At 53.4% G+C, this 11,857-nt stretch carries 11 protein-coding genes; 2 read left to right on the top strand and 9 right to left on the bottom strand.

The genetic code is table 11. The features are described from left to right. Positions 1–54: 54 nt before the first annotated feature. The 6 genes from EBA_RS01815 to EBA_RS01790 form a co-directional block, all read right to left on the bottom strand. Positions 55–333, bottom strand: a complete 279-nt coding sequence (locus tag EBA_RS01815) for a hypothetical protein (RefSeq protein WP_192372675.1) — start codon at positions 331–333, stop codon at positions 55–57. A gap of 77 nt (positions 334–410) precedes the next feature. After that, positions 411–2,426, bottom strand: a complete 2,016-nt coding sequence (tkt, locus tag EBA_RS01810) for a transketolase (RefSeq protein WP_192372575.1) — start codon at positions 2,424–2,426, stop codon at positions 411–413. Positions 2,427–2,577: 151 nt separating this feature from the next. Further along, positions 2,578–3,225: a 3-hexulose-6-phosphate synthase gene (hxlA, locus tag EBA_RS01805; protein WP_192372673.1), complete on the bottom strand. Its 648-nt coding sequence runs from the start codon at positions 3,223–3,225 to the stop codon at positions 2,578–2,580. 222 nt (positions 3,226–3,447) lie between these two features. Then, positions 3,448–4,029 carry a UbiX family flavin prenyltransferase gene (locus tag EBA_RS01800; RefSeq protein ID WP_192372671.1) on the bottom strand — a complete coding sequence of 194 codons (582 nt, stop codon included), beginning with the start codon at positions 4,027–4,029 and terminating at the stop codon, positions 3,448–3,450. An 11-nt stretch (positions 4,030–4,040) separates the two neighbouring features. Further along, positions 4,041–4,985 (bottom strand): prolyl aminopeptidase, encoded by a 945-nt coding sequence (pip, locus tag EBA_RS01795; RefSeq protein ID WP_192372669.1) that lies wholly within the window; start codon positions 4,983–4,985, stop codon positions 4,041–4,043. 69 nt (positions 4,986–5,054) lie between these two features. Further along, a complete protein-coding gene (locus tag EBA_RS01790) occupies positions 5,055–5,903 on the bottom strand; it encodes a MipA/OmpV family protein (protein ID WP_225615848.1) in 849 nt (282 codons plus the stop codon). Positions 5,904–6,283: 380 nt separating this feature from the next. Here EBA_RS01790 and thiO point away from each other — a divergent pair, with 380 nt between their 5' ends. Both thiO and EBA_RS01780 read left to right on the top strand, forming a co-directional pair. Further along, positions 6,284–7,387, top strand: coding sequence for a glycine oxidase ThiO (gene thiO, locus EBA_RS01785; protein ID WP_192372665.1), 1,104 nt, complete (start codon positions 6,284–6,286; stop codon positions 7,385–7,387). After that, positions 7,384–8,397 (top strand): quinone-dependent dihydroorotate dehydrogenase, encoded by a 1,014-nt coding sequence (locus tag EBA_RS01780; RefSeq protein WP_192372663.1) that lies wholly within the window; start codon positions 7,384–7,386, stop codon positions 8,395–8,397. Before thiO ends, EBA_RS01780 begins: the two co-directional genes overlap by 4 nt. 82 nt (positions 8,398–8,479) lie before the next feature. On the opposite strand, the gene EBA_RS01775 is transcribed toward EBA_RS01780, so the two are convergent. The 3 genes from EBA_RS01775 to EBA_RS01765 all read right to left on the bottom strand — a co-directional run bounded on the left by EBA_RS01775 (position 8,480) and on the right by EBA_RS01765 (position 11,777). After that, entirely contained in the window at positions 8,480–9,241 is a 762-nt protein-coding gene (locus EBA_RS01775; RefSeq protein ID WP_192372661.1) for an ABC transporter permease, read from the bottom strand. Further along, a complete protein-coding gene (locus EBA_RS01770) occupies positions 9,238–10,182 on the bottom strand; it encodes an ABC transporter ATP-binding protein (RefSeq protein ID WP_192372659.1) in 945 nt (314 codons plus the stop codon). Before EBA_RS01770 ends, EBA_RS01775 begins: the two co-directional genes overlap by 4 nt. 143 nt (positions 10,183–10,325) lie before the next feature. Next, the gene (locus EBA_RS01765; RefSeq protein WP_192372657.1) at positions 10,326–11,777 is read right to left on the bottom strand and encodes an efflux transporter outer membrane subunit; all 1,452 of its coding nucleotides are present in this window, start codon (positions 11,775–11,777) and stop codon (positions 10,326–10,328) included. Between the last annotated feature and the right edge of the window lie 80 nt (positions 11,778–11,857).

Raw genomic sequence — 11,857 nt, 5'->3', positions numbered from 1 at the left:
TTGTTATGTGTCTAGACGACGAGTTCATCAAATTCACGGTATGGCCTAAAAATACTAGGAACCCGCTGCGCTGAATACTACTTTAGGCTGAAAACTGGCTGCCGGATATTTTGCATCAACCTCGGGAGCTTCTTGCTGCTGGACACAAGGCATATTGCTGGTACTCGTAGCAGCGGTAGGCGAACTTGCCTTTGCTACTTCCGCAATAGCAGGATCTCTGTAGAGAACCTTGGGTTGAAAATCCGCGGCAGGATATTCCTGGGCACTGGCAACAGCCGATACGGTCAACAGCAAGCCCGTTAAAAACTTCTTAATCAATTGCGTGTTTATCATAATTCCACCTTACTCTATTGATTAAAGACAGGCTTGCCGGCACCATCGGTACCGGCAAGCCTTTTACTTAGCGCCTATTAAAGCACAGCTTCCACATTAGCGACGACATTGTCCACGGTAAAGCCGAACTCTTTGAAGAGTTGACCTGCCGGGGCCGATTCGCCGAAACGGTCCAATCCTATGACTCTACCCGCGCTGCCGGCATATTTCCACCAGCTGTCGGTCACACCCGCTTCTACCACGACACGTTTGGTCACGCTAGGCGGCAACACGCTGTCTTTGTAGGCTTGCTCTTGGGCTTCGAAGACGTTGGTGGACGGCAGGGAAACCACGCGGATTTTTTTGCCTTTCGCGGTGAGCGCTTCGGCAGCTTTGATCGCCAATTCGACTTCGGAGCCGGTGGCGATGATGATCGCTTCCGGTGCGCCGTCACTGTCTTTCAGGATGTAGCCACCTCGGCTGATCGCGTCAATCTGCGCTTGGCTGCGAGCCACGTGCGGCAGGTTTTGACGGGAGAAGATCAGGGTGCTGGGGCCGTCTTGACGTTCGATGGCAGCTTTCCAGCTCACGGCCGATTCCACTGCATCGCACGGACGCCAGACTTGCATGTTGGGGATCATGCGCAGGGTGGCGGTTTGTTCGACGGGTTGGTGGGTCGGGCCGTCTTCGCCTAGGCCGATTGAGTCGTGGGTGTAGACGAAGATGGTCGGGATTTTCATCAATGCGGCCATGCGCAGGGCGTTACGGGCGTATTCGCTGAACATCAGGAAGGTGGCGCCGTAGGGTTTGAAGCCGCCGTGCAAAACAAGGCCGTTCATGATGGCGGACATGCCGAATTCACGCACACCGTAGTAGATGTAGTTGCCATCGTGTCCGGCGGCGTTGACGTCTTTGCAACCGGACCACAGGGTCAGGTTGGAGCCAGCCAAGTCGGCGGAGCCGCCCAGCAGTTCCGGCAGCAAGGGGCCAAAGCCGTTCAGGGTGTTTTGTGAGGCTTTGCGGCTGGCGATGGTTTCGCCTTTGGCATTGACCTCTGCGATGAAGGCGTTGGATTTTTCGGCCCAGTCGGCAGGCAGTTGGCCTTTGACGACGCGACGGTCAAATTCGGCAGCCAGTGCCGGATGTGCAGCCTGGTAAGCCGCGAATTTGGCGTTCCAGTCGCTTTCGAGTTTGGCACCTTTGGCATTGCCATCCCAACCGGCTTTGATGTCGGCAGGAATCTCGAACGGGGCATGCGGCCAACCCAGGTTTTCACGGGTGAGTGCAATTTCCGCTTCGCCCAAGGCGGCACCGTGGCATTCTTCTTTGCCTTGTTTGTTCGGCGAACCGAAGCCGATGGTGGTTTGGCAGCAGATGATGGTCGGTTTGTCGGTGACTTTTTTAGCGGCTTCGATGGCGGCTTTCACTGCCTCGGCATCGTGACCGTCGACTTTAGGGATGACGTGCCAGCCATAGGCTTCGAAACGTTTTGGGGTGTCGTCCAGGAACCAACCACTGACATTGCCGTGACCACGCACTTCACCATCGATAGAGATGTTGTTGTCGTCGTAGAAGGCGATCAGTTTGCCCAGTTTCATGGAGCCGGCCAATGAGCAGGCTTCGTGAGAAATACCTTCCATCAAGCAACCGTCACCCAGGAAGACGTAGGTATGGTGGTCGACGATGTCGTGGCCGGGACGGTTGAATTGGCCGGCCAGAGTACGTTCCGCCAAGGCGAAACCCACGGCATTGGTGATGCCTTGTCCCAGGGGACCGGTGGTGGTTTCGACACCGTCGGTGTAGCCGTATTCAGGGTGGCCTGGGGTTTGCGAGTGCAGTTGGCGGAACTGTTGCAGTTCTTCAATAGGCAGATTGTAGCCGGCCAAATGCAGCAAGGAATAAATCAGCATGGAACCATGACCGTTGGACAGGATGAAGCGGTCGCGGTTGGGCCATTTAGGGTTGCTGGGGTTGTGTTGCAGAAAATCGTTCCACAATACTTCTGCGATGTCAGCCATCCCCATCGGCGCACCAGGGTGCCCGGAGTTGGCTTTCTGTACGGCGTCCATGCTAAGTGCGCGGATGGCGTTCGCTAAGTCTCGGCGCGAAGGCATGTTTAATTCTCCTTTGTAATATCTTGTTGTGCGAGCCGGCTCAGTATCGGCCGTGCCCGGTAAAAACTGGGGGTTATAACGAACGAAAGGACGAGTGGCGTTAACCACCCGTCCTTAGTATTTCCTAATAATAGGTATTGCCAAAGCTGGCTTATACTGCAGCAGCGTCAACCAATTCGCGAATTTCGCGGGCTGATTCAGCAGGTGACGGTGCACCGTAGATAGCAGCACCAACAACGATGATGTTTGCACCAGCTTCAACCACTTGTTGCACAGTGGCTTGTTTGATACCGCCAGCAACAGAGATGCGGACGCCCAGACCCAAACGAGCAATGTCGTTCAGATCGGTAAATGGAGTGTGTCCAGCTGCTTGTGCATCCAGACCGGTGTGAATACCGACGATTTGCGCGCCTAATTTGACAGACTCTCTAGCGCAATCTGCTTTGTCGGCAACGTTGATCAAGTCGATTTGAGTTTCTGCACCGTGTTTTTTCGCGGCTTTGATAACACCAGCGATAGTAGCCAAACCGGATACGCCCAATACGGTGCAGATATCCGCGCCAGCAGCATAAAAAGCACCCGCTTCGTATTCGCCAGCGTCCATAGTTTTCAGGTCAACCAACAACAGTTTATCTGGGAAACGTTGTCTCAGTTCTTTAACCAGATTGATACCGTTGTACTTGATGCAAGGTGTACCAATTTCAAAAATATCAACATAAGGCGCTACTTGATCAGCCAATGCAACGGTTTGGTTGAAATCCAGTGAGTCCAACGCCATTTGAATTAATGGTCTTGCCATACTAATGTGCTCCGATTGTTATAGTTACAGTTATTGTTTTTAAGACCCACCCCCCGAACAAAGCCCCATTTTTTGGTCTTTAAATCGAGAGCGCCGCAAGCCTTTGTCGATGGGCAGTTTTCGCGAGTGCGGCAACTCTAAATCAGAATAAGGCACCCTGTCAATTGAAGACCGACTATTTACTTGGCAAAAACCCTGTATTTACCCAGGATCGATAAAATCTTAACCGCCCAAGCCGACCCAAGGCTTGTAGAGACCCGCCGCATCAACCCCAAACATATCCAGGATTCGGCCTACGCCCTCGTCAACCATCGCCCGCACGGAATCGGTCTTGTTGTAAAAGGCCGGCATCGGCGGAAAGATAATCCCGCCCATTTCAGTCACGCTGGCCATATTGCGAATATGCGCCAAATTTAACGGCGTTTCGCGGGGCACCAGCACCGTTTTACGGCGCTCTTTTAAGGCCACATCCGCCGCTCGGGAAATCAAGTTATCGCCAAACCCATGCGCCACTGCTGCCAGCGTTTTCATCGAGCACGGCGCAATCACCACGCCCTCGGTCTTGAACGAACCACTGGCAATGCAAGAAGCAATGTCGTTTATGCCATGCGTAACATCCGCCAACTCGTACAACGCCGCCTTATCCATATCCAGCTCGTATTTCAGATTGACCAAACCTGCGGACGATATCACCAGATGCGTTTCCCATTCGTCTCGCTCCCGCAACACTTGCAGCATCCTGATGCCATAAATGGCCCCGGTAGCGCCGGTCATCGCAATCACCAGTCGTTTTTTGTCGCTCATAATGCCTTTGTCTACGCCAAAAGTTTAGCCATTTCATCGGTCGCCGACACCAACGCGTCGATCATTTCCTCGCCCCGCGCAATGTGGCCGGCGTTCGGCAACACTGTGTAACGCGATTGTGGTAAGGTCTGATGCAGACGCCAGCCGGCTTCCGCAGGACAGGTCAAATCGTTTCGACCATGAATGATGATAGCCGGTATCGACTGTAACGCCGCACAGTGTTCCAGGATTTGATTTTCGGGGATGAAATAATCATGAATGGCATAAGACAATTCCATTTTCACTTGCCGCAACATCTGCTCGTTAACCGACTCCATACTCTCCAAATAGTCATTCCCTAAAGCCACTTGCCCGCTCCAGGCCTGCCATTGTTGAGCAGCGCATTTAGCAGCTTCCTGATCGGCACCGAAAATTGCCTCCACAAACCGCTCCAAGACGTTGGCGTCCGGCAAATTGGGCAGATTATCCAACAATATCTGCCAGCGCTCTGGGTAGATTTTATTGACGCCATTCCCCAGAAACCATTCCATATCAGCCTGCCGTGCCAAAAACACACCGCGCAAGATCATTGCCAACACCTGACTCGGATGCTGCTGAGCATAAAGCAAAGCCAAGGTCCCGCCCCAGGAACCGCCGAATAACAACCATTTTTCAATCCGTAATTGAATGCGGATGCGCTCCATATCCGCCAGCAAATCCTGAGTGGTATTACCTTGCAATTCGCCAAACGGCTCCGACAAGCCGCATCCGCGCTGATCCATCAGAATGACACGGTAGCGCTCGGGGTCGAAAAATCGACGGTGATCCGGCTTGGTGCCGGAACACGGCCCACCGTGCAAAAATATCGCGGGAATACCGGCCGGATTACCGGATTGCTCTACATATACCCGGTGATCACTGCCGGTTTCAAGAAAAAAAGTGTGATACGGCGAAATGTCCGGATAAAGGATTTTCATTGTTTTTTGTCCATAAAAAAAGGGAAGGCTGTAACACCTTCCCTTTTTGAGTGCTAACTAAGCGTCAAATTAGAATTTGAAACCTACGTAGCCGCCAGCATTGAAACCGTCGGTAGGTGTACCGTCCAGTTTGCTGGTTGAATAGTGGTAACGCACGTCAGTACCCAACACGATGCCTCTGTACAGATCGTATTCAGCACCGGCGCCGAAGTTTAAACCGGCATTCAACACAGAAACCGCGTTGGACGGAACACCCAGGATGTTGATGTCAAGACCGACCGGGATAATCCATGGACGCAATTTGCTGTCGTGCATGAATTTAATTTTTGGAGATGCGTTGATTCTCAAGCGAGCGTCTGTTGCTCTTGGAGACTTACCATTGAGAACGATTGTGTTGCCGTTGGCAGTTTGCAAAGCAGTAAGCGTGCCGTCTGTCAATGCGTTAGTACCTGTACCGTATTGAGCATATTCAACACCCAATTCGATAGCGAACGATGTATCATCCATCAAGCCGAACAAGTCGTTATTCACATTGAAGTCGAACGCACCACCGAAGTAAAAACCTTCGTTATTACGGTTATTTGACAACAAATTGCCGTCTGTTAAAAGAGTGGTATTACCTCTAGCATGATCCAGTGCCGACCAACCACCACGAACCGCGACCAAGTTGTCTTTTGCAGACGCTTGAGCAGGTGTTGATTTAACAGACGCCATCCATTGGTCCAGCTCTTGAACTTTCGCATTGGCGGTTGAAGCATTAGCAGAAGAAGATTTAACGCGGCTCAATTCGGCTTGCATGGCTTGCATTTGATCAGCCATTTGTTGCATTTGCGCTTCCAACGCTTCGGTTTTTCTAGCGGCAGAATCAGCTATACGCTCAGCTTTGGAATCTGCTGCTTGAACTTGTGGGGCAACCATTGCGCCGGCCATTGTCAAAGTCGCTGCGGCAACGCCCAGCGCTAATTTGGTTTTAGTAAAACTCATTGTTGTTCCCCCCAAGGGTAGTTATTGTTTAGACTGAATTAGCTTTATAGCAACACAGGATTTCTTCACGTGGGCAATAATAGCAGCAAACCACCAGCCTTACAAGTTTTAAGTCTATTTTTTTTGATTAAAAACATTGTTCTATATCAATAAGATACCTAAACTTTATAATCTATAATCAATATTTGTCAAAAATAAACAACAGCCATTTGTTTTTTTACACATCCAAGGACAATCGGCAAACCCTATCTAAATAAGCCGGCTTCGTGTTACCTTAAAAAAGCCTTTTTACACCCGTTTTCCTCAGCATTTGCATGACCACACACCTGGATATTCTGATCATCGGCGGCGGCATCAGCGGCCTGCTAACGGCCCGAGAACTGCGTCTTGCCGGCCGTGAGGTTACCATCCTCGACAAATCCAAACCCGGCCTGGAATCCTCATGGGCTGGCGGCGGTATTTTGCTGCCGATTTATCCCTGGCGACAAGCCGCAGCCATCTCCGAATTAGCCGTCAACAGCTTAAAAAAATACCCTGCCTTAAGCCAGGAACTGCTCACCGCTACCGGCATTGATCCGGAGTGGTATGACTGCGGCATGCTGATCTGTCAAAATCCGGACCATGAACAAGCCATACAATGGTGCGAACACTACGGCATCGACTACCAGCCGGCAGCGCCGAGCTTGACAGCGCCGTTTACCAGCCATTACGACCAAGCGTTATGGCTACCGGAAATTGCCCAAGCCCGCAATCCAAGACTATTAAAATCGCTCCACGCTTATTTAATACAAGCAGGCGTACAATTTCTGGATACAACCGAAGTCCGCAAGATCAGCATTGCCAATCGCCAGGTTGAGCACATTGAAACCGCCGACAAGAGCTATTCCGCGCAACATCTGATCATTAGCGCCGGCGCCTGGACTACCGATTTGATGCAGGACTTATTGCCGGACTGGCCGGTAGACTTGCAAATCCAGCCGGTCAGAGGCCAGATGCTGTTGTTTGACGCCACCCCTAGCACCTTGTCTTATATGGTATTGGGCGGCGATCAATATTTGATTCCGCGCCGCGACGGCAAAATCCTCGCTGGCAGCACCGTGGAGCAGGCGGGCTTTAACAAGATCACCACCGCAGAGGCCAAACAGCAGCTTTACCAATTCGCCACGGAATTACTGCCGACCTTGAAAAACTATCCGGTTTGCCATCATTGGGCCGGTTTGCGGCCGGGCAGCCCGCAAGGCATCCCGACTATCGGCCAACACCCGGACATTGAAAATCTCAGCATCAATGCCGGCCATTTTAGAAATGGTTTGGTGATGGGCCCGGCATCCGCAAAACTGTTGGCTGATCTGATATTGCAGCGCCCCACCGAAATAGACCCGACCCCATATTCGCTAACTCGAGCAACCGCGCCATGAACCTTTATCCTTTGCTACGCCCCCTACTGTTCTCCCTGGATCCGGAAACCGCGCATCACGTCACGCTGGATTTGTTAAAGCTGGCCCAGCGCAGTGGCTTGTCGGTCTTGAGCAAACCCAAAGCCAGCGACAAACCGGTCGAGGTGATGGGTTTGAATTTTAAAAACCCGCTGGGACTGGCAGCCGGCCTGGATAAAAACGGCGACTATATAGACGCCTTGGCCGAGCTAGGTTTTGGCTTTATCGAAATCGGTACCGTCACCCCGCGCCCGCAACCCGGCAACCCCAAGCCGCGCCTATTCCGCCTGCCGGAACACCAGGCCATCATCAACCGGATGGGCTTTAATAATCTGGGTGTCGATCATTTGCTGGAACAAGTCGGCAAATGCCAATATCGCGGGGTACTGGGCATTAATATCGGCAAGAACGCAGATACGCCGCTGGAAAACGCGACCGGCGATTATTTGATTGGCTTGCGCAAAAGCTATGCGGCGGCGAGCTATATCACCATTAACATCTCTTCGCCCAACACCAAGAATTTACGCCAGCTGCAGCAAGGCGACGAGATCAAACAATTATTAAGCGCTTTGAAGGAAGAACAACTTAAGTTGCAAGCAGCGCAGGGCAAATACACGCCCATCGCGGTAAAAATCGCCCCGGATTTAACGGATGAAGAAATTAGCCACATCGCGGCATTGCTGGTGGAGTTTGCCATGGATGGCGTCATCGCCACCAACACCACCATCGCCCGCGATAAAATCCAGGGCCATATCCACGCCAACGAAGCCGGCGGCTTGAGCGGCGCACCTGTAAAAGACAGTGCGACTCGCGTCGTGAAAGGTTTGGCGGCGGAATTGAACGGCAAACTGCCGATTATCGCGGCCGGCGGCATTCTCAGCCGCGCGGACGCCGAGGAAAAACTCGCAGCCGGAGCCAGCCTGGTGCAAATCTACAGCGGCTTGATTTATAGAGGCCCGGCATTGATCGAAGAGATATTGAGTGCTAGCTGATAAGCCAAAAGGTGCGCGTTGCTTACCCTACCAAGCTATTTACTTGGTGGAGTGATGAAGTATCGGCTACGTTGATTCCGTCTTAATTTCTAATCTTGTACCCGGTCTTAAACACCCACCAGACAAAGATCAAACAGACGGTCAGAAAGCCGAAGGTCATGCCTATGCTCATGGCGACATCCACATCGGCAATGCCGTAAAAGCTCCAACGAAAGCCGCTGATCAAATACACCACCGGATTGAACAAGGTGATCTTCTGCCACAAAGGCGGCAGCATATTGATCGAATAGAAGGCGCCGCCCAGGAAAGTCAGCGGCGTCACAACCAACATCGGCACCACCTGCAGCTTCTGAAAACTGTCGGCCCACAGGCCGATAATGAAGCCGAACAGGCTGAAGGTAACGGCTGTCAGCAGTAAAAAGCCGATCATCCAAAGCGGATGGGCGATCTCGTAAGGCACAAATAGTCGAGCCGTGCCCAAGATAAGCAAGCCCAACAGCACCGACTTGGTCGCCGCCGCCCCCACATAACCCAGCAGCACTTCGATCCAAGACACCGGCGCCGACAGCAGTTCGTAAATCGTGCCGGCCCATTTGGGCATGTAAATGCCGAAAGAAGCGTTGGAGATGCTTTCGTTCAGCAGATTTAGCATCACCAAGCCGGGGATGATGAAGGCACCGTAGCTAACGCTGTCAATGTCGCCCATCCGCGAACCGATGGCTTTGCCGAAGACGATGAAGTACAGCGAGGTGGTCAGCACCGGCGCGGCGATGCTTTGCGCCAAAGTCCGAAAGGTGCGGGCCATTTCAAAGCGGTAAATGGCGCGAATGCCGTAGATATTCATGATTGCGTCCCTTGGGATTGATGAACCAGACTGACGAAAATGTCTTCCAGCGAGCTTTCGTTGGAGCTAAGATCTTTGAAATCGATACCGTGTTCGTTTAGCCGGCGCAGCAGCTCGGCAATCCCTGTCTCTTCCTCCTGGGTGTCGAAGCTATAGACCAAGCGTTCGCCGTCTGCTGTCAGCGTTAAGGCCCAAGCGTCAAGCTCGGCCGGAATCTCGGTCATGGACTGGCGCAAAGTCAGCGTCAGTTGCTTCTTGCCGAGCTTACGCATCAGCACGGCTTTGTCTTCCACGATGATCAATTCGCCTTTATTGATGACGCCAATACGGTCCGCCATGTCTTCGGCTTCTTCGATGTAATGGGTAGTCAGAATGATGGTGGTGCCGTTGGCGCGCAGTTCGCGGACCATGCGCCACATGTCGTGACGCAACTCCACATCCACGCCGGCGCTCGGCTCATCCAAAAACAATATCGTCGGCTCATGCGCCAGCGCCTTGGCGATCAGCACCCGGCGTTTCATACCGCCGGATAGCGACATGATTTTCGCATCGCGCTTGTCCCACAACGATAAATCGCGCAGCACTTTTTCCACGTAGGCAGGATTGGGCGGCTTGCCGAACAGTCCGCGACTAAAATTGACCGTGGCCCAAACCGACTCGAAGGCGTCGGTGTGCAATTCCTGTGGCACCAAACCGATGGCGGCGCGCACGGCGCGGTAGTCTCGGCGTGTGTCGTAGCCGTCAGCGATGATGTTGCCGGCACTGGCGTTGACGATACCGCAAACGATCCCGATCAAGGTGGTTTTACCCGCACCATTGGCACCGAGCAAAGCAAAGATCTCACCGCGCTTTATGTCCAGGTTGATGTTCTTCAGCGCTTGGAAACCGCCGGCATAGGTCTTGTTGACCCCGCGAATGGAAATAATGGGGTCGCTATTCATGGACAATTCGAGTTTAGGGGTTGGAGATAAGGTTTCGTCATTTGGATTTCCTCTTTGGGACGGCGTGGTTTTCATGGTATTTGCTGGCAGGATGCCCTGGGCATCCTGGTTGACAACAATTACGAATTCGAATTCTGATTTGTTTAGCTCTCCCGTGCATCAACCCTCCAGCCGCCACCAAAAGCCCGGTACAGCGACACCATTGCTACGCTAACCGCGGTTTGCGCTTTGGCGCGTTCGTCGCTGACAGCCAGCTTGCTGCGTTCGGCATCCAGAACAGCCAAATAATTCCCTGCGCCGCGACTATACAACGCATCTACCAACCGGTAGGCTTTTTCCGCGGAGGCTTCCGCTTCGGTTAAACGGCTGAAGCTATCGGTGGCGGAACGATGGGCGACGAAGGCATTTTCCACATCTTCCAGGGTCAGTAAAAAGGTTTTTTCGTAATTTGCCGCGACCTGATCCAGCCGCGCATCGGCGGCGGCAATATGAGCGCGGATACGGCCGGCGTTGAAGATGGGCGCGGAAATGCCGGAACCCAGGGCATAAACGCTATCGGCCAGACTCGGAAATCCGCCGACCGCCAGCGCGCCGAGACCGCCGCTGGCCGACAAAACTATCTTGGGATAAAGATCGGCCCGTGCCGAACCCAGGCTGGCCGCCGCCACGCTGACTTCGGTTTGCGCCAGGCGCAAATCGGGCCTCTGTGCCAGTAAATCAGCAGGAAGCAAATTGGGCAGGGCCGGCGCTTGTTTCGGCAACGGACCGGCATCGGCATCGGCATCGGCGAAGCTGTGTTCTAGGTTTTCCGGCGGCTCGCCCAGCAACACACCCAAACGATGGATCAGGTTTTGCTCGGCGTTGGCCAATGTCGGCAGCGTCGCTTCGGTGCTCTGTAACAAGGTTTGCTGGCGGGCAAGGTCCGCCTCGTTAGCCAGCCCGGCTTTAACAAAGGCCTGCAATGTCCGCAATCGCTCACGTTGCAAGGCTATGTTTTCTTGCAAAATGCTGGTGCGTTGCTGCACGCCGCGCAGTTCCAGATAATTGGTCGCGACCTGGGCCAACAGGCCGACTTGCGCCGCATGCAAGCCTTCCTTGCTGCCTTTAGCTTGCGCGGCGGCGGCTTCCGCCTCCAAATGCCGGCCGCCGAACAAGTCGATTTCCCAGCGCGCCGCCAGTCCGCCGCTGACGGCATCGGCCGTGGGCGTAATCAATTTGATGCCTTGCCCGCTCGGCACGCCGACGATGCGGTCGATGCGTTTTTCCCGGCCGCCGGAGAGCGAGAAATCGAGGCTGGGATACAGCGCCGCTTCGGCGACGGTGACCATCGCGTTGGCTTCGCGAACCCGAGCGGTAGCGATCTTTAGATCGTGGTTCGCGGCCAAGGCCTTGTCTATCAACTCGTTCAGCAAGGGATCGTTGAAACCTTGCCACCAAGTCTTCAGGTCAACCGCTTCGGTGACTTGGGCGTTGGGCGCGTGTTGCCATTGTGCCGGGCTGTTGATTGCAACTTGGTCGCCGACGCGGGTCGGCGTACAGGCAATTAGATTGGTCAGGGACAGCAGGGTTAGCAGTGTTAAGGAACTATTTTTCATTGTAAAACTCCGTGGGCGCCGCGTAGGGTACGCACCGCGTACTCTCCTTGGGCTAAATAATTGCTGAGGCTTTAAAAAGG

The organism is Methylomonas albis (assembly GCF_014850955.1).
Classification (GTDB): Bacteria; Pseudomonadota; Gammaproteobacteria; order Methylococcales; family Methylomonadaceae; genus Methylomonas; species Methylomonas albis.
Note: the sequence above shows the minus strand (reverse complement) of the source record. Positions and strands in the feature narration are given on the sequence as shown.